We start from the raw sequence: 17,565 nt of genomic DNA, 5'->3' as shown, positions 1-17,565 counted from the left end.
CTCAGACCGCCCCGCTCCGCACGGCGGTCACGACGGCGCCGTCGACGCCCACGCGCACCCCGTCGACGATCTCCATGGTGCGGTCGGGCTCCAGCATCACCCGCTGGCCCTGGGCGTAGGTCGCCTCCCATGGCCGGGAGGACACGTTGTGCAGCCCCCAGCGCCCCTCGGCCTGAGGATGGGCGCGGACCCGACCGACCACCGACGACTCGTCGACCCCAGAGGCCAGGTGGTCGGTGCGCAGGGTGGCCAACGGGTTCACCGCCACGGTGCGGCGCCCCACCTGCAGCAGGTACGCGGGCTGCAGCGAGCGCCCGCACGAGCGGCAGGCGCGGTGTGGCTCGGCGACGTCCCAGAAGCAGGTGGTCGCGCAGCCGCGGCAGCGGACCATCCCGTCGCGGAGCCGGTCGACGGCCTTGATCCACTGGCCCTCGGTGACGCGCCGGCCCGGACGCTCGGCGCCCGCGACGAACGCCTGCACGAAGAGGTCCTGGAGGAAGCGCGGGTAGAGGTCCCAGTACTGCTGGACCACGGACGAGGGACGGTTGTCCTCGCGGTCGGGGTGGAGACAGAAGACCGGTTCGGTGCCGAAGTGCTCGAGCATCCAGCCCTCGTCGCGCAGGCCGCCGCCGGTGCGGGCCCCCTCGAAGGGGTGGCCCAGGAAGAGCGTGTAGAAGAGCAGCACCGCCAGGGAGTGCCGGTCGGTGTCGGTGCTCGGCAGGGTGTGGAGGCTCAGGTCGCGCACGACCTCCGGCGCCATGAAGAGGGGGGTGCCGAGGACCCGGCTGGTGCCGTCGTCGACGCCGACGTTGTCGTTGTCGCAGATGAGCACGTCGCCGGTGCTGGGATCGAAGAACACGTTGCCGAAGGAGATGTCGCGGTAGCACATGCCGCGCGCGTGCAGGCGCAGGAAGCTGGACGCGAGCTGGCGGCAGATGTCGATCGTGGCCTCGAAGCTGACCGAGAGCGGCCTGTCCTCGCGGTCGGTGTCGGCCAGCAGGTAGCTGAGCTCGAGGTAGCGCGGGTCGCGCAGTCGCATGACGTAGCCGAACGACGGCTGCCCCTCGACGCGGGCCATGGCGATCGGCCACAGGAAGCGCGCGTGCGGCGAGCCGAGCTCGACCAGCCGCTGCATCTCGTGGAACTGCCCCGCGGAGGCGGACTGGGGCCGGTACCACTTCAGCGCCAGCGCCTCGCCGCTGCCCAGCACGACCTCGTGGACGAAACCCTGGCCCCCTGGCCGAGCAGACGGACGACCCGCGCTCGGCCGAGCGGGCCGAGGTCGACCTCGGCCCCGTCTGGGAGGCTCATGGCGGCCCAGGGTATATCGTCTCCACGGCCAGGACGGCAAGGCAGGGTGGACGATGAGTGATCGCTTGGGCGGAGCCCTGCAGCGCACGCCGCTGCACCTCGTCTTCATCCTCGACGTGTCCGGCTCCATGCTCCGCGGCGGTCGCATCCAGGCCCTCAACAACGCGATGGCCGAGGTCGTCCCGCACCTGCGCGACGAGGCCCGGGCCAACCCTCACGCCCAGCTGCTGGTGCGGGTCCTGGCGTTCGCCACCGAGAGCACCTGGGTGGTCGAGGAGCCGACGCCGATCGAGCGTTTCGAGTGGGAGCGGATCGCGGCCACGCCCAAGGGCTTCACCGAGCTCGGCAGCGCCCTCTCCTTGCTCGCGCGCAGCCTGCACGACCTCGACGACGGCGCCGGCGCCTACCCGCCGGCACTGATCCTGGTCTCGGACGGGCGGCCCACCGACAGCACCGGGATCACCTTCGCCGACGGGCTGCAGCAGGTGCTCGACGAGCGGTGGGGCGCGGCCGCGGTCCGGCTGGCCCTCGGGGTCGGCCGCGACGCCGACATGCACGCGTTGCGCCGCTTCATCGGTGACGAGGACGTCCCACTGCTGCGGGCCGACAACCCCCAGCAGCTCGTCGAGTACGTCGTGTGGGCGTCCAAGGCCGCCAGTCGCGGGGCGTCGCGTCCGGTGCTCGGCTCCTCCGGCGTGACCGTCAGCCCGCCCACCGAGGCCGGTGGCGACCCGATCTGGAGCACCCTCGGATGAGCGCTCGCTGGACGGCGGTGTCCGGCAGCACGATCGGCTCGGTCCACGTCCGTGACGACCTACCCCTGCAGGACGCCCACCTGGTCCGCGTCGAGGACGGCACGACGGTCATCGCCGTCGCCGACGGACACGGTCACCACCTGCACTTCCGCAGCGACGTCGGCTCCCGGATCGCCGTCCGGATCGCCGTCGACCTGCTGGCCGACGCGCTGCCGCGCCTGACCGCCGTACCTGCCGCGGAGGTGGTGCTCGCCGAGGTCGGCGCCGCTCTCGTGGAGCGCTGGACCGCCGCCGTGCTGGACCACCTCGCGGCGCACCCGATCGACGCCGAGAGCGCCGAGCTCGTCGAGGACCACGCTCGACTCACCCAGCCCTACGGGACGACGCTGCTGGCGATGGTCGCCACCGGAGACGTGCTCGGCATCCTGCAGATCGGTGACGGTGACGCGGTCGTCGTCACCACCGACGGGGTGGCCGCGCGGCCCCTCCCCGAGGACCCCGCCCTCGACGGCACCCGCACCACCTCCCTGTGCCAGCCGGACCCTCTCGACGCCCTGCGCCTCGCGGTCCTCGACGCCCAGGGCGACCACATCGCCCTGGGCTATCTCTGCACCGACGGCTTCAGCGCCGCCCGTGTCGACGCGAACGGCTGGTGGCGACAGACCGGGGCCGAGCTGGTGAGCTACGTCCGCGACCGCGGCCTGCCCTGGGTCGAGGACCGGCTGCCCGGCTGGCTCGAGGAGCCGGCGCGCATCGGCGGCGACGACACCACGCTGGCGCTGCTGGTGCGCGAGGACCTCACCACCGACGGCGACCTCAGGTCGTCTCCCACCGGAACAGCTTGGCCGCGGCGAGGGTGACGACGAGCGCGAAGCCGGCGAGGACCGCCATGGGAAGCAGCGCGGAGGAGGGCCCCTCGCCGCGGACCATGACGTCCAGCATCCCCTCGTTGAGGTGCTTGAGCGGGAGCAGGTCGCTGACGACGCGCAGCCACGACGGCGCCCCGTCGAGGGGGAAGAACGAGCCGCTGAGGAAGGCCATCGGGAGCACCAGGAAGTTGGCCATGTTGACGGCCCCCTCGGCCGTCTTGGCGACGGCGCCGGCCAACAGGCCGATCGCCATGAAGCACAGCGTGCCGACGACGAGCAGCGGGATGGCCATCCACCAGGACCCGGTCAGCGAGAGGCCGAACGCCGCCGTGCCGAGGCCGACGAAGATCGCCATCTGCACCAAGGCGATGGCCACGGTGACCGCGACGCGCGCCGCGACGATGGTGCGGGTGGAGAGAGGGGAGAGCTGCAGGCGCCGCAGCAGCTTGCTCTGCCGCCAGCCCTGCAGCGTGGCCGCGGCACCGAAGCTCGCGCTCATCGCGACGGCCCAGCCGAGCAGGCCGGGCGTCATGAACTGGATGGTCGACAGGGAGTCGTCCTCGACCCGCTCGGCCTCGAACGAGTACGGCGGCGGCGTACCGCTCTCCGCGGCGAGCTGCGCGACGTTGGTCGCGTCGATGAACGCGCGCAGGGTGCCCTGGGTGATCGCCGCCTTGACCTGCTCGGTCTGCGTGTAGTGCGCGACCAAGGTGTCGCCGCGCTGCTCGATGACCACGTCGGCATCGCCCTTGCGGACCTCGTCGAGCGCCTCGTCGAGGTCGTCGGACGTCCGGATCTCGAAGGTGTCGTCGAAGGCCGCGCGCACGTCGGCGGGCAGGCTGTCGACCAGCGCCACGTCGCCGACCTGGATCAGCTCGACGCGGGACTGGTCCTGGTCGTTGAAGATGCCCCCGAAGAGCACCAGGAACATCAGCGGGAACACGAGGGCGAAGAAGACCGAGCTCTTGTCGCGCAGGAACCCCAGGAGGATGGCGCGCGAGAGCGCCAGGAAGCCATTGCTCATGCGCGGTACGCCCGTCCTGTCAGCTCCAGGAACACGTCCTCCAGGGTCCCGGTCTGCACGCGGACCCCGTCGAGCCGGTCGCGCTCGGCGAGGTGCGCGAGGACCCGCCCCGGCTCCCGGGTGGTGAGCACGACCCCGTCGGCGGACTCCCGCGCCTGGTCGACGCCCATGATCGTCTGGGCCCCGTCGAGCGCGAGGGCGCCGGGCGCCACCGTGATCCGGGCGGGCGCGTCCAGCGCGCGCACGAGCGCGGCGGGCGAGTCGACGCGGAGCACCCGGCCCGCGTCCATGATCGCCACGCGGTCGCACAGCGCCTCGGCCTCGTCCATGTAGTGCGTGGTCAGGACGACCGTGCGGCCCGAGTCGTTGAGGCCCGACAGCAGGTCCCAGAGGTTGCGGCGCGCCTGGGGGTCGAGCGCGGCCGTCGGCTCGTCGAGGAACACCACCTCGGGGTCGTGCACCAGGGCGCACGCGATCGACAGCCGCTGGGCCTGTCCGCCCGAGAGGTCCTCGACGCGGGTGCCGGCCTTGTCGACGAGGCCGACCCGCTCCAGCCAGTCGTCGGCCGCGGCGGTCGGTACGCCGTACAGCGCGGCGAAGGTGTGGATCTGCTCGCGGGCGGTCAGCCGCTCGAAGAAGGAGGAGGCCTGCAGCTGGACGCCGATGCGCGGCAGGAGCGCCGCGTTACGCGGCCAGACCGGGACTCCGAGCACGCGGGCGCTCCCGCGATCGGGGCGGCGCAGCCCCTCGACCATCTCCAGGAGAGTGGTCTTGCCGGCACCGTTGGGTCCCAGGATTCCGAAGAACTCCCCCTCCGCGACCTGGAGACTGACCCCCTCGACTGCGGCGAGCGTGCCGTAGGTCTTCACGAGGTCGTCGATCTCGATGGCGGCCACGGGCGCAGCGTATCGAGGCCGCTGCCCCCGCCGGTGCGGGGTGAGGCAGACTGGGCGCGTGCGCGCGCAGGTGGTCGTCCTCGCCGGCCCTTCGGGGGCCGGCAAGTCCCGCCTCGCCGAGCGTCTCGGGCTCCCGGTCCTGCGCCTCGACGACTTCTACAAGAGCGCTGGCGACCCCACCCTGCCCCGGATCGCCACCGGTGCGAACGCCGGCCTGGTCGACTGGGACCACCCCGACTCCTGGCTGTCCGACGAGGCGCTGGCCGCGATCGAGGCGCTCTGCGAGACCGGCCGCGCCGAGGTGCCGGTGTACGAGATCGCCCAGGACGGCCGGTACGGGTGGCAGAAGCTGGAGCTCGGACCTGAGCCGCTCTTCGTCGCCGAGGGGATCTTCGCCCAGGAGATCGTGCCCCGCTGCCGCGAGCGGGGACACCTGGCCGCGGCGTACTGCGTGCGCCAGCATGCGGCCGTGACCTTCTGGCGCCGGCTGACCCGCGACCTGCGCGAGCACCGCAAGCCGCCGCTCGTGCTGGCGCGCCGCGGTCTCGCCCTGCTGCGGGGCCAGCGCCGCGTGGTCCAGCGCGCGGTCGACTTGGGCTGCACCCCGGTCTCCCCCGACCAGGCCTGGACCGCGCTGCGGGACCTGCGCGCGGGAGTCGCGCGGCGATGAGCGATCCCGCCGCCCTGCTTGGCGGTGGGCTTCGCCAGCCCGACGCGCGCTCGTGCGGTGCCAGTGCACTGGTGGCCGCCCGGATGCTGGTCGACGCGGACTACGCCGCGGCGATCACCCCCGCCGGCTTCGCCCGCGACGCCCTGGCCACCCATCGCCGTGTCACCAGGGCCTCCGGTCCCGGCCTTCAGCTGCCATGGCCGCGCGCGCTGGGCACACCTCCGTGGGCCGTGGCGCGCGAGCTCTCGAGGCTCGCGTCTCCCGGCTCTCCGGCCACGCGCTACGCCAGCCGGCTCGCGCTGCTCCGCCCTGCCACCGCCTTCGACCGGGCCGGTACGGCGGTCCGGTCCGGGCGGGCGGCGGCGCTGTACGTCGGCAGCCGCTGGTGCCCGCGCCACGTGGTCCTCGCGCTGCCCGCCGCGCCGGCCGTGCCGCACCTGCGCGTCTACGAGCCCTCGTCGGGCCGCGTGGTCGAGGTGACCCGTGACGCGGCGGCCGGACACCGGCTCGCACTGGCTGGCTGGGACCGGCTGTGGCTCGTCGTCACCCCGTCGGGCGGCTGAGGCGATCCTTCAGCCGAGGTCGGCGGGGTCGGTCTGCGAGATCGTGCCGCCGATGCCCACGACCTCGGCGCCCACCGAGCCGAACAGCGGCCCGTGGTGCACCATCGTCACCGACGAGATGCCGTTGGCGGCCCGCGCCAGCGAGTACTCCGTGACGGCGCCGCGCTCCCCCTCCGGCTCGGGCGGGCTCTCGACCGCGCACCGGCCGTCCTCCTCGGTGACCTGGCCGGTACCGTCCGACTCGAGCCGCGAGCACCGCTCCTCCAGCGCCTCCTCCATCCGCTCCCGCACCGCGTCGTCGTCGTCCGCGGCGAAGGAGGATAGTGAGAGCTCGAGCGTCACCGGCGCGCCCCGGACGGTGCCGCTCATGGTGCAGGTCGCCTTGTTCTCGTCGGCAGACTCCGTGGTGTCGTGGACGTCCTCGACGAGAGCCCAGCGCTCGACCACCGCGGCCGGCACGGCGGTGCAGAGGTTGGCAGGCAGCGCCTTGGCCTCGACCTGCTCGGGGGCCTCCTCGTCCTCCCCGCAGGCCGCGAGGAGCGGCGGCGCGAGGAGCAGCAAGACGGCAAGGCTCGAGGCACGCATGGGCGCGATCCTTCCCCGGCCGCGGAGGGGAAAACGTGCCGCTTGCCGCCCCCCGCCCCTTACGCCGGCGGGCCCGACCGCGCCGACAGCGCCGCGTAGCCCGGCTTGATGACCTCGTCGATGATCGCGAGCCGCTCGTCGAAGGGCAGGAACGCCGACTTCATCGCGTTGAGAGTGAACCACCGCAGGTCGTCGAGCGTGTAGCCGAACGCGTCCACCAGCGCGGTCATCTCGTCGGTCATCGAGGTCTGGCTCATGAGCCGGTTGTCGGTGTTGACGGTCACCCGGAAGCGCAGATCGGTGAGCAGTCCGATCGGGTGCTCGGCGATCGAGGTGGCGGCTCCGGTCTGCACGTTGGAGGCCGGGCACATCTCGAGGGGGATCCGCTTGTCGCGCACGTACGCCGCTAGGCGGCCGAGCGTCACGGTGCCGTCGTCGGCGACGGTGATGTCGTCGACGATCCGCACGCCGTGGCCCAGCCGGTCGGCGCCGCACCACTGGATCGCCTGCCAGATCGACGGCAGCCCGAACGCCTCGCCGGCATGGATGGTGAAGTGGGAGTTCTCGCGCTGCAGGTACTCGAACGCGTCCAGGTGCCGGGTCGGGGGATAGCCGGCCTCGGCGCCGGCGATGTCGAACCCGGCGACACCTCGGTCGCGCCACGCGATCGACAGTTCGGCGATCTCCATGGACCGTGCCTGGTGGCGCATCGCGGTTAACACCTGGCGTACGACGATGCGCCCGCCGGCCGCCTCGGTGGCCGAGTCGAAGCCCTCCTGCACGGCGGCGACCACCTCGTCCAGGGTCAGCCCCTGGGAGACGTGCTGCTCCGGCGCGTAGCGGATCTCGGCGTAGACGACCCCGTCTGCCACGAGGTCCTCGACGCACTCGCGCGCGACGCGGGTGAGCGAGGGGCCGGTCTGCATCACCGCGACCGTGTGGTCGAAGGTCTCGAGGTAGCGCACCAGCGAGCCGGAGTCGGCGGCCGCGGCGAACCAGCGGCCCAGCTCCTCCGGCTCGTCGGCCGGCAGGTCGTGGTGGACCTCGCGCGCCAGCTCGATGATCGTCGCGGGGCGCAGCCCTCCGTCGAGGTGGTCGTGCAGCAGGACCTTGGGAGCCTGCCGGACCTGCTCTCGGGTCGGAGCGATAGGTTCCGAGAGGGTGGTGGTCATCTCGTCATCCAATCACCACCCCTCCGACGACCCGGACCCCAGGAGGCCCAGGATGCGCGTGTTCGCCAGTCTCGACGAGATCGCCGCCGCCGCAGGCGAGGAGCTCGGCACCAGCGAGTGGGTGAGGATCGAGCAGGAGCGCGTCGACCAGTTCGCGGAGGCGACCGGGGACCACCAGTGGATCCACGTCGACGTGGAGCGCGCGAAGGCGGGTCCGTTCGGCGGCACCGTCGCCCACGGCTACCTCACGCTCTCGCTCATCCCGTTCCTGGGCAGCCAGGTGTTCAGCCTGGAGACGCCCGGCGCCAAGCTCAACTACGGCCTCAACAAGGTCCGCTTCCCCCACCCCGTGCTCGTCGGCCAGCGCCTGCGGTCGACGGTCACGATGGGCGAGGTGGTCGACCTGCCGGCCGGCACGCAGGCCACGATGAAGCACGTCATCGCCATCGAGGGCGTCGACAAGCCCGCCTGCGTGGCCGAGTCGATCGTGCTGCTGCTCAGCTGATCCGGTCGATCACCAGCGGCGAGGCGGCGTACGTCGTCTCGTCGCCGATGTCGTAGCCGCCCTCCAGCGACGCCAGCGCGCGCTCGAAGCGGTCGGGCTCGTCGGTGAGCAGCGTGAACAGCGGCTCCCCCTGCGTGACGCGCTCGCCGGGGCGGGCGTGCCAGACGACACCGGCCCCGGCCTGGACCGGGTCCTCCTTGCGGGCGCGACCGGCGCCCAGGCGCCAGGCGGCCAGCCCGACGGCCATGGCGTCCAGGCGGGTCAGGGTGCCCGACGCCGGAGCCGTCACGACGTGGGACTCGCGGGCCACCGGCAGCGGCGCCTCCGGGTCGCCGCCCTGGGACCGGATCATCGCGTTCCAGGCGTCCATGGCGGACCCGTCCGCGAGCCGGTCCGCCGGGTCGACGTCCTCGCGGCCGGCGCCGGCGAGCATCTCGCGGGCCAGGGCCAGCGTCAGCTCGACGACGTCGGCGGGGCCGCCGCCCGCCAGGACCTCGACCGACTCCGCGACCTCGATCGCGTTGCCGGCGGTGAGGCCCAGCGGGGTGCTCATGTCCGTCAGCAGCGCGACGGTGCGCACGCCGGCGTCGGAGCCGAGGCCGACCATGACCTCGGCGAGCTCGCGCGCCTTGTCGAGGTCCTTCATGAAGGCACCGGTGCCGACCTTGACGTCCAGCACCAGGGCGCCGGTGCCCTCGGCGATCTTCTTGCTCATGATCGAGGAGGCGATCAGCGGGATCGCCTCCACCGTGCCGGTCACGTCGCGCAGGGCGTAGAGCTTCTTGTCGGCGGGGGCCAGGCCGTCACCCGCCGCGCAGATGACCGCACCCACGGACTCGAGCTGGGCGAGCAGCTCCTCGTTGGACAGTGCCGCCCGCCACCCGGGGATGGACTCCAGCTTGTCGAGGGTGCCGCCCGTGTGGCCGAGGCCGCGTCCCGACAGCTGCGGCACGGCCACGCCGCACGCGGCGACGAGAGGCGCCAGCGGGAGGGTGATCTTGTCGCCCACCCCGCCGGTGGAGTGCTTGTCGGCGGTCGGCCGAGACAGGCTGGAGAAGTCCATCCGCTCCCCCGACGCGATCATCGCGGCGGTCCACCGGGCGATCTCGGGGCGGCTCATCCCGTTGAGCAGGATCGCCATCGCCAGCGACGACATCTGCTCGTCGGCGACCCCGCCTCGGGTGTAGGCGTCGATGACCCAGTCGATCTGGCTGTCGCTCAGCTCCCGGCCGTCTCGCTTGGCCGAGATCACCTCGATCGCGTCGTGCTCACTCATGTCGTACCTCCGACCGGCAACCCTAGGGAACGCCGGCTCAGGTCAGGTCGGCGGGACCGAACGCCTGGGGAAGCACCTCGGTCATCGTGCGCACGCCCTCGGGGGTCATGAGCAGCAGCTCCGGCCCACCGTGTTCGGAGAGCAGCTGGCGGCACCGCCCACAGGGCATGATCACCTGGCTCTCGCCGTTGACGCACACGAAGTGCGTCAGCCGGCCGCCCCCGGTGGCCGAGAGCTGCGAGACCAGCCCACACTCCGCGCAGAGCCCCACGCCGTAGGAGGCGTTCTCGACGTTGCAGCCCACGAGCAGCCGCCCGTCGTCGGCCAACGCCGCTGCCCCGACGCGGTAGCCGCTGTAGGGCGCATACGCGCGTCCGGCGATCTCGACGGCGTGGGCGCGCAGAGCCTCCCAGTCGAAGTCCACGTCAGCTCTTGACGTACGGCTCGCCGTCGGCGGCCGGTGGCCGCACGCGGCCCACCAGTCCGGCCACGGCGATGATCGTCGCGAGGTAGGGCAGCGCGACCAGCAGGTCCGTGGGCACCTTCTCGATGAACTTCAGCTGGAACGACAAGGTGGTCATCAGCCCGAAGAACAGCGCGGCGAAGGTGGCGTAGACCGGGTGCCAGCGCCCCATGATCACGGCCGCGAGCGCGATGAAGCCGTTGCCGGCCGACATGTCGGAGGCGAAGGCCCCGTTGGAGCCGACGGTGAAGTAGGCGCCGCCGAGTCCGGCGAAGACACCGCCCAGGAGCACCGCCTGCCACCGGAGCCGGTTGACCTTGAGCCCGACCGTGTCCGCGGCCTTGGGGTGCTCGCCCACCGAGCGCACGCGCAGGCCCCACCGGGTCTGGAAGAGCACGAAGGCGACCACGATGACCGAGACGTACATGAGGTAGGCCAGCAGCGTCTGATTGAAGACCGTGGGGCCGAGCACCGGGATACCGGTGAGGGAGTCGGCGACCGACGACAGGAACGGGATCCCGGCGTCCGGAAGCGGGCCGAGCGTCTGAGGGTTGTTGAGCTTGTCGCGCACGTCCGGGTCGCTGGGGATCTGGCTGAGCAGGAAGTCGGTCAAGCCCGTCGCCAGCGCGATCAGCACGACCCCGAGCACCACCTGGTTGACGCGGTAGCGCATGGCGAAGACCGCGAGCAGCGCCGCCATCGCGACGCCCGCTGCGATCCCACCGACTAGGCCGTACTCGGCTCGCCCAGCGAAGCTGGCCACCACCGCTGCGAAGAACGCCGCCATGAGGAACTGACCCTCGATCGCGATGTTGATGACGCCAGCCCGCTCGCACAGAGTGCCCGCGAGAGCTCCGAAGACCAGCGGCACGGCGTACTTCACCGTGCCCGGCAGCGGGTTGGTGATGGTCAGCAGGCCAGGGCCGCTCTGGTCGGCGTAGTTCCAGACGATGAAGCCCACCAGGAACGCCAGACCGACGAGGACGGCGGCGGCGACCGTGAGCGCTCCGGGGGGCAGCTTGTTGAGGGCCGCCAGCACCAGTGCGACCAGGCTGAGCGCGAACGCGACCGCGACGACGACCTTGGCATTGGCCTCCTGCGGCTCCTCGCCGGGGGTGTTGTCGAGGAGGTAGCGGACCGTGGGGTCCTGGATGTCGAGGTAGAAGATCGCCAGCGCCAGCGTGACCAGGGCGAAGAGGACGACCATCTTCACCTGCCGACGGACGTCGGCCGGCCCGCGGACCTTGGCCACCTCGCCGGTCTGGGTCTCGAGCGTGACGGTCATGAGCCCCATCCCTTCGCCATGACGGTGGTAGCCCCGCCTTGTCCTCGCATGCGCAGCGCACCGCGCACGAGTGCGGGTGCGGCGACGAACAGCACGATCAGCGCCTGGAGCACGTAGGCCAGCTCGTCCGGCGTTCCGGCGCTGGCCTGCATGGCCACGCCACCGACGCTGAGGGCCCCGAACAGCAGACCGGCAAGCACGGTGCCGAGCGGCGTCGCGCGTCCGAGCAGGGCGACGGTGATGGCGTCGAAGCCGATCGTGCCGGCCATGCCGCCGCTCAGCGCGTCGCCCTTGCCGAGGATGTTCATGGTCGCGGCCAGGCCCGCGAGGAGTCCGGCGAGGAGCATGGCCATCGTGTAGACGCGCGCCACGTTCATGCCCGCCGTGCGGGCGGCGTCCGCGTTGGCCCCGACGGCCCGGAGCTGGAAGCCGAACGTGCTGCGCTCGATGAGCCACCACACCGCCACCGCGGCCAGGAACGCGAGCGCGACGCCGGCGTGCACCGTGCCGAGCGACGGCAGGATCGCGGAGTCCAGCGGCGCCGGCGACTGCGCGTTGTCGCTGCCGGGACGCTGGAAGGCGTCCTTGCTGAGCAGGTAGTTGAGCAGGAACTTCGTCGCCAGGTAGTTGAGCATGATCGTGGTGATGACCTCGTGCGCGCCGGTGCGCGCCTTGAGGATGCCCGCGGTGGCCCCCCAGAGGGCGCCTCCGATCATGCCGGCGAGCACCGCCGCCACGATGTGGATCGGTGCCGGCAGGTCCCACGTGAACCCGACGTACCCCGCGAACAGGGCTCCCACCACCAGCTGGCCCTGGGCGCCGATGTTGAACAGCCCCGCGCGGAACGCCAAGGTCACACCGAGGCCGGCGCAGATCAGCGGCGCGCTGCGCACGAGGGTGGTGCCGATCGAGTCCAGGTCACCGACCGAGCCGCTCACCAACGCGGAGTAGGAGTCCCAGATCGCCCGTCCCGCAGCGCTGAAGAAGTCCTGCGGGTAGGAGAAGAGGTAGGGCAGCGCCTCGACGGCCTCCTCGTCGCTCAGCCCGATCAGCAGCGCGCCGATGACCAGCGCCAGGCCGATTGCCGCCAGCGTCGTGGTCACGTCCGGGAGCCAGGCTGCGCCGGCGCGCTCGGGGCGCCGGGGCTGCTCGGGGCTCGCCGCGGGCGGGGCGGCTTCGCCCTCCGGGGGCGGGCCGGTCGTCGTCGCGTCGGTCACGCCGACACCTCCTCGGGGTCGTGGGCCCCGGCCATCATCAGGCCGATGTCCTCGCGCTTGATGTCCGGCGACACGGTGCCGACGATGCGGCCGTCGAACATGACCGCGATGCGGTCGGACAGCGCGAAGATCTCGTCCAGCTCGGTGGAGACGATGATCACCGCGGTCCCGTGGTCGCGCTCCTGGATGATGCGCTGGTGGATGAACTCGATCGAGCCCACGTCGACGCCGCGGGTCGGCTGGGCGGCGATGAGGACCTTGAGCGGGCGGGAGAACTCCCGGGCCACGACCACCTTCTGCTGGTTGCCGCCCGACAGCGAGCTGACCGGCGCCTCCATGGTCTCGGTGCGGATGTCGAACTCCTCGATCCGGTGCGCGGCATTGCGGGCCATGGCGTCGAGGTCGAGGCGCATCCCGTGTGAGAACTCGTCGTTGCGGTAGAGGTCCAACACGAGGTTCTCGCGGACGCTGAAAGCTCCGACGTAGCCGTCGTGGGAGCGGTCCTCGGGAATGTAGCCGATGCCGTCGTCGAGGCTCTCCCTCGGGCCGTGGCGACTGATGTTCTGCCCCTCGAGGAGGATCTCGCCCGCCGACGGCTTGAGCAGCCCGAGCAGCGACTTGATGAGCTCTGTCTGGCCGTTGCCCTGCACCCCGGCGATGCCCAGCACCTCGCCGGCCCGCGCCTCGAACGAGACGTCCTTGACGACGGCGACGCCGCGGTTGTCGATGACGGTCATGCCCTGGACGTCGAGGACGGTGGCGCCCGGCTCGGCCGGGGCCTTGTCGACCTTGAGCTTGACCGCGCGTCCCACCATCATCTCGGCGAGCTCGGCCTCGCTCGCGGTCGGCTCCGCGGTGCCGACCAGCTTGCCGCGGCGGATCACGCTGATCTTGTCGCCGATCGCCTTGACCTCGCGGAGCTTGTGGGTGATGAAGATGATCGAGGTGCCGCGCTCCTTGAGCGCCCGCATGATCTCCATGAGCTCGTCGATCTCCTGCGGGGTGAGCACCGCAGTCGGCTCGTCGAGGATCAGGACCTTGGCGTCGTTGGCGAGGGCCTTGATGATCTCCACCCGCTGCTGCACGCCCACCGGGATGCTCTCGACGAGGGCCTCGGGGTCGACGGCCAGCCGGTAGCGGTCCGACAGCTCGCGCACCTTCGCGGCGGCCTGCTTGCGGTTGAGGACCCCCAGCGCGTGGGTCTGCTCGCGTCCGAGCATGACGTTCTCCGCGACGGTGAACACCGGGACCAGCATGAAGTGCTGGTGCACCATCCCGATCCCGGCCGCCATAGCGTCGCCCGGTGTCGCGAACGTGACCGGGGTGCCATCCAGCAGGATCTCGCCCTCGGTCGGGTCCAGCAGCCCGTAGAGCATGTTCATGAGCGTGGACTTGCCCGCGCCGTTCTCGCCCAGCAGGCAGTGGATCTCACCGGGCTCGATGGTCAGGTCGATGCCGTCGTTGGCGGTGAACGAACCGAACCTCTTGGTCAGCCCCTTGATCTCGAGCCTCATCGAACTCCTCCTGGCCCCACCGGGGTAGCGAACGGTGCCTCAATATGCCATGAACGAAACCGGCCGGAACGAGGTGTCCCCCGTCCCGGCCGGCTAGCGTCGTGCGGTATCAGTCGAGCGTGATCTCGCCCGAGATCAGCTTCTCCTTGAGGTCCTCGACCTCGGACTGAAGCTCCTCGGAGACGTCGGGGCCGAAGTCGGCCAGGCCGACGCCCCCGTTCTCCAGCGTGCCGGTGTAGACCTCGTTGTTGAAGGTGTCGTCCACGGAGGCCTGGATGGCGTCCTTGACGGCGACGTCCATGGCCTTCACCACCGAGGTGAGGAGGATGTCGCAGTACTCGGCGGCCGACTCGCAGCCGTCGGTGTCGACCCAGATGCCCCAGGCGTTGTTGTCCTTGGCAGCCTTGAGACCACCCAGCCCGGCGGGACCGGCGACCGGGAAGATGATGTCCGCGCCCTGCTGGATCATCTGCTCGGCGACCTGCTGGCCCCTGGCCTGGTCCTCGAAGTCCTCGGTGAAGGAGCCGTCCTTGCCGTCCCAGCCGATGACCTGGACGTCGGTGCCCTTGGCCTCGTTGTAGGCCTCGACGCCCTTGCGGAAGCCCTCCATGAAGATGGTGACGGTCGGGATGTTGAGGCCCCCGAACGTGCCCACCTTGCCGGTCTTGGACGTGCCCGCGGCGAGGTAGCCCGCGAGGTACGACGGCTGGGCGGTGTCGAACATCAGGCCCTTGGCGTTCTCGGGCGGGTTGGGCTCGAAGGTCTTGGCGTCGGTGAACTCGAAGTCCACGATCGCGAAGTCGACGTCGCCGTTCTCCTCGGCCGCGGCACGGGTCGCGTCACCGAGCAGGAAGCCGACCGTCGTGATCTCCTTGCAGCCCTCGTCGACCAGGCTCTGGATGTTGTCGGCGTACTCGGCGTCGCTCGCCGACTCCACCGTCGCGGCCTCCACGCCGATCTCGTCCTCGGCGTCGGTCAGACCCTTCAGCGAGGTCTGGTTGAACGACTTGTCGTCGAAGCCGCCCGAGTCGGACACCATGCACGCCTTGAAGTCGATCGACTTCGCCTTCTCGCCGCCGTCGTTGTCGTCGGACTTCTCGCCGCACGCCGTAAGGCCAGCGACCGCCAGTCCTACGACTGCCGCCATGCGTAACGTCTTCTTCACAGTGCCTCCTGCACCTCAAACCGTGGTGATGCCCACCCCGGGCTCTCGACGCACCCTAGCCGTCGGATTTCCCCCGAGGTGGGGGGAGGTCGGGAAATGTCACGGTTGTTACCAGTCAGTGACCAAAGCGCGCGTGGCCGACCTCGCGAGCAGCCGGGCGCCGATGCCGACGGCCCTCTCGTCGACGCGCAGGTTGCCCTGGTGGAGGTCGTAGGTGGCGCCTCCCGGCGTGCGGGTGCCGAGGCGCATCATCGCGCCGGGCACCCGGTCCAGGTACCAGCCGAAGTCCTCACCGCCGAGGCTCTGATGCACCTCGACCTGGGCACCTGGCCCCAGCACGTCGCGCACCGAGGCGGCGAGGATCTCGTTGGAGCGCGCCTCGTTGACCACGGGCGGGACGCCCTGCTGGTAGTCGAGCGTGGCGGTGACGCCGTAGGGCCGGACGATGTCGATGACGGCCTCGCGGATGATCGTCTCGCAGTCGCTCCAGGCGACGGCGTCGAGGATCCGCACGGTGCCCCCGACGACGCCGCGGTCGGGGATCACGTTGGGCGCGGACCCCGCCTGCACCAGTCCCCACACCACGCTCACACCGGCGCGTGGGTCCATCCGGCGGCTCAGCACCGCGGGGAGCTCGGTGGTGACCTTGGCGAGCGCGAAGGTGAGGTCGCCGGTCAGGTGCGGCCGGGAGGTGTGACCGCCGGTCCCCCGCAGGAGGACCTCGATCCGGTCCGCGGCGCTCGTGAGCGGCCCGGAGCGCAGCCCCACCCGGCCCACGTCGACAGCGGGGTCGCAGTGCAGTGCGAAGACGCGCTCGACCCCCGCGATGGCCCCCTGGGCGATCAGGTCCAAGGCCCCGCCGGGCATGACCTCCTCGGCCGGCTGGAACAGCAGCCGCACGCGCCCCGGCAGGAGGCCCGTGTCGGCCACCGCACCGAGCGCCTGCGCGGCCCCGATGAGGGCGGTCGTGTGGACGTCGTGGCCGCAGGCGTGGGCCACCCCGGGCACGGTGCTGGCCCACGGGTCGCCGGTCACGTCCTTGACCGGCAGCGCGTCCATGTCCGCGCGCAGGGCGACCACGCGCTCGCCGTGGCCGATCTCCGCCACGATCCCGGTGCGCGTCAGCCGGCTCACGCGCCACCCGGCCGCCTCGACCTTCGCGGCGACGATGTCGGTGGTGCGGGTCTCTTCCCAGGACAGCTCGGGGTGCGCGTGCAGATCGCGGCGTAGCTCGATCAGCTCGGCGTCGTACTTGTCGACGGCGTCGGAGATCACAGCGGTGATGTCGGTCATGTCCCATCCAGGCTAGTTGACGCAGCGTGCGGCGCGCGCACGTACCCGGAAGCCTCACCGGCACCGGACGTAGGATGGCGCACCGACCTGCCCCGAAGGTGGCGCCGCATGTCCGAGTCCCGCGAGAGCACCAACCGGCGGCTGCTCCGGGCCCGGGACCTGATGGACCGCACCTACGCCGAGCCCCTCGACGTAGGTCGGCTGGCGGCCGCTGCGCTGATGTCCCCGGCTCACTTCGCGCGCGAGTTCAAGCGGGTCTTCGGGGAGCCGCCGCATCGCTACCTGCTGCGCCGGCGGATCGAGCGGGCGATGTTCCTGCTCCGCACCCGCGACCGGCCCGTCGGCGAGATCTGCCATCGCGTGGGCTTCACCAGCATCGGCACGTTCGGGCGCGTCTTCCGCCGCCTGGTCGGCTGCTCGCCCTCGGCGTTCCGCGAGCGGAGCCAGGACCGTGCACAGCGCGCCCCGACCTCGTTCGCCATGCGCTGGCAGCGGCCGGGCGGATCGAGCAGTTTCGGAGAAGCGCTCACGCGCCGCGGTTCCTAGGCTCGGGACACCCATCCGATCCGCACCACCAGGAGGCACCATGCTGGTCCGCAACAACCTCTCCTCCATCTACGTCCTCGACCAGGACCAGGCGGTCGACTTCTACGTCGGGGTGCTCGGCCTCGAGGTCGCCGCGGACCAGGACTTCGGGGTGATGCGCTGGCTCACCGTCCGGGTGCCGGGCGACCGCAAGGAGATCCTGCTGGAGCGGCCGGGGCCGCCGGCGCACGACGAGGCCACCGCCCAGCAGGTGCGTGACCTTCTCACCAAGGGCGCCGGAGGTGGCTGGGTGGCGTTCACGACCGACGACGTGGCGGGGACGTTCGAGCGACTGAGGGCGGCGGGCGTCGACATCACCCAGGAGCCGACCCAGCAGCCGTACGGCACGGACTTCGGGATCCGGGACCCCTTCGGCAACCCGATCCGGATCGGCAACATCCACGAGTGAGGTCGCCG

Annotated in this window: 19 protein-coding genes; 7 read left to right on the top strand and 12 right to left on the bottom strand. The window is 71.5% G+C overall.

Annotated elements, in window-relative coordinates; genetic code table 11:
* Position 1 precedes the first annotated feature (1 nt).
* Entirely contained in the window at positions 2-1,210 is a 1,209-nt protein-coding gene (locus tag LRP67_RS17165; RefSeq protein WP_231271383.1) for a hypothetical protein, read from the bottom strand.
* A gap of 154 nt (positions 1,211-1,364) precedes the next feature.
* Between LRP67_RS17165 and LRP67_RS17160 the strand changes: the two genes are divergently transcribed.
* Positions 1,365-2,066: a VWA domain-containing protein gene (locus LRP67_RS17160; protein ID WP_231271382.1), complete on the top strand. Its 702-nt coding sequence runs from the start codon at positions 1,365-1,367 to the stop codon at positions 2,064-2,066.
* Complete coding sequence (locus LRP67_RS17155; RefSeq protein WP_231271381.1) at positions 2,063-2,926, top strand: PP2C family serine/threonine-protein phosphatase; 864 nt, start codon at positions 2,063-2,065, stop codon at positions 2,924-2,926. Before LRP67_RS17160 ends, LRP67_RS17155 begins: the two co-directional genes overlap by 4 nt.
* Here the strand turns inward: LRP67_RS17155 and LRP67_RS17150 are convergent.
* Together LRP67_RS17150 and LRP67_RS17145 are read right to left on the bottom strand one after the other, a co-directional pair.
* Positions 2,883-3,959: an ABC transporter permease gene (locus LRP67_RS17150; RefSeq protein WP_231271380.1), complete on the bottom strand. Its 1,077-nt coding sequence runs from the start codon at positions 3,957-3,959 to the stop codon at positions 2,883-2,885. The two genes, LRP67_RS17155 and LRP67_RS17150, sit on opposite strands and share 44 nt — an antisense overlap.
* A complete protein-coding gene (locus LRP67_RS17145) occupies positions 3,956-4,855 on the bottom strand; it encodes an ABC transporter ATP-binding protein (RefSeq protein WP_231271379.1) in 900 nt (299 codons plus the stop codon). Before LRP67_RS17145 ends, LRP67_RS17150 begins: the two co-directional genes overlap by 4 nt.
* A 58-nt stretch (positions 4,856-4,913) precedes the next feature.
* Here LRP67_RS17145 and LRP67_RS17140 point away from each other — a divergent pair, with 58 nt between their 5' ends.
* Complete coding sequence (locus tag LRP67_RS17140; protein ID WP_231271378.1) at positions 4,914-5,525, top strand: ATP-binding protein; 612 nt, start codon at positions 4,914-4,916, stop codon at positions 5,523-5,525.
* Positions 5,522-6,088, top strand: a complete 567-nt coding sequence (locus LRP67_RS17135) for a hypothetical protein (RefSeq protein WP_231271377.1) — start codon at positions 5,522-5,524, stop codon at positions 6,086-6,088. The genes LRP67_RS17140 and LRP67_RS17135 overlap by 4 nt, the downstream gene beginning before the upstream one ends.
* Before the next feature lie 9 nt (positions 6,089-6,097).
* Here LRP67_RS17135 and LRP67_RS17130 read toward each other — a convergent pair whose 3' ends face one another.
* Positions 6,098-6,673, bottom strand: coding sequence for a hypothetical protein (locus tag LRP67_RS17130; RefSeq protein ID WP_231271376.1), 576 nt, complete (start codon positions 6,671-6,673; stop codon positions 6,098-6,100).
* A 59-nt stretch (positions 6,674-6,732) separates the two neighbouring features.
* Positions 6,733-7,845, bottom strand: coding sequence for an adenosine deaminase (locus tag LRP67_RS17125; RefSeq protein ID WP_231271375.1), 1,113 nt, complete (start codon positions 7,843-7,845; stop codon positions 6,733-6,735).
* Positions 7,846-7,897: 52 nt separating this feature from the next.
* Here LRP67_RS17125 and LRP67_RS17120 point away from each other — a divergent pair, with 52 nt between their 5' ends.
* On the top strand, positions 7,898-8,350 hold the full coding sequence (locus LRP67_RS17120) for a MaoC family dehydratase (RefSeq protein WP_231271374.1): 453 nt from the start codon (positions 7,898-7,900) through the stop codon (positions 8,348-8,350).
* On the opposite strand, the gene LRP67_RS17115 is transcribed toward LRP67_RS17120, so the two are convergent.
* The 7 genes from LRP67_RS17115 to LRP67_RS17085 all read right to left on the bottom strand — a co-directional run bounded on the left by LRP67_RS17115 (position 8,343) and on the right by LRP67_RS17085 (position 16,563).
* Positions 8,343-9,626 carry a thymidine phosphorylase gene (locus LRP67_RS17115; protein WP_231271373.1) on the bottom strand — a complete coding sequence of 428 codons (1,284 nt, stop codon included), beginning with the start codon at positions 9,624-9,626 and terminating at the stop codon, positions 8,343-8,345. The two genes, LRP67_RS17120 and LRP67_RS17115, sit on opposite strands and share 8 nt — an antisense overlap.
* Positions 9,627-9,663: 37 nt before the next feature.
* Entirely contained in the window at positions 9,664-10,050 is a 387-nt protein-coding gene (locus tag LRP67_RS17110) for a cytidine deaminase (protein ID WP_231271372.1), read from the bottom strand.
* Between the two features lies 1 nt (position 10,051).
* Positions 10,052-11,374 (bottom strand): ABC transporter permease, encoded by a 1,323-nt coding sequence (locus LRP67_RS17105; protein WP_231271371.1) that lies wholly within the window; start codon positions 11,372-11,374, stop codon positions 10,052-10,054.
* Positions 11,371-12,591 (bottom strand): ABC transporter permease, encoded by a 1,221-nt coding sequence (locus LRP67_RS17100; protein ID WP_231271370.1) that lies wholly within the window; start codon positions 12,589-12,591, stop codon positions 11,371-11,373. Before LRP67_RS17100 ends, LRP67_RS17105 begins: the two co-directional genes overlap by 4 nt.
* Positions 12,588-14,105, bottom strand: coding sequence for an ABC transporter ATP-binding protein (locus tag LRP67_RS17095; protein WP_231271369.1), 1,518 nt, complete (start codon positions 14,103-14,105; stop codon positions 12,588-12,590). Before LRP67_RS17095 ends, LRP67_RS17100 begins: the two co-directional genes overlap by 4 nt.
* A 109-nt stretch (positions 14,106-14,214) precedes the next feature.
* Entirely contained in the window at positions 14,215-15,270 is a 1,056-nt protein-coding gene (locus LRP67_RS17090) for a BMP family protein (protein WP_374107430.1), read from the bottom strand.
* A gap of 108 nt (positions 15,271-15,378) precedes the next feature.
* Positions 15,379-16,563 (bottom strand): amidohydrolase, encoded by a 1,185-nt coding sequence (locus tag LRP67_RS17085; protein ID WP_231271367.1) that lies wholly within the window; start codon positions 16,561-16,563, stop codon positions 15,379-15,381.
* Between the two features lie 108 nt (positions 16,564-16,671).
* Between LRP67_RS17085 and LRP67_RS17080 the strand changes: the two genes are divergently transcribed.
* Both LRP67_RS17080 and LRP67_RS17075 read left to right on the top strand, forming a co-directional pair.
* Positions 16,672-17,109 (top strand): helix-turn-helix domain-containing protein, encoded by a 438-nt coding sequence (locus tag LRP67_RS17080; protein WP_231271366.1) that lies wholly within the window; start codon positions 16,672-16,674, stop codon positions 17,107-17,109.
* A gap of 40 nt (positions 17,110-17,149) precedes the next feature.
* A complete protein-coding gene (locus tag LRP67_RS17075; RefSeq protein WP_231271365.1) occupies positions 17,150-17,557 on the top strand; it encodes a VOC family protein in 408 nt (135 codons plus the stop codon).
* Positions 17,558-17,565: the final 8 nt, after the last annotated feature.

Source organism: Nocardioides sp. cx-169 (assembly GCF_021083605.1).
Taxonomy (GTDB): Bacteria; Actinomycetota; Actinomycetes; order Propionibacteriales; family Nocardioidaceae; genus Nocardioides.
The sequence above is the reverse complement of the archived record's forward strand: the minus strand, read 5'-3'. Positions and strand labels throughout refer to the sequence as shown.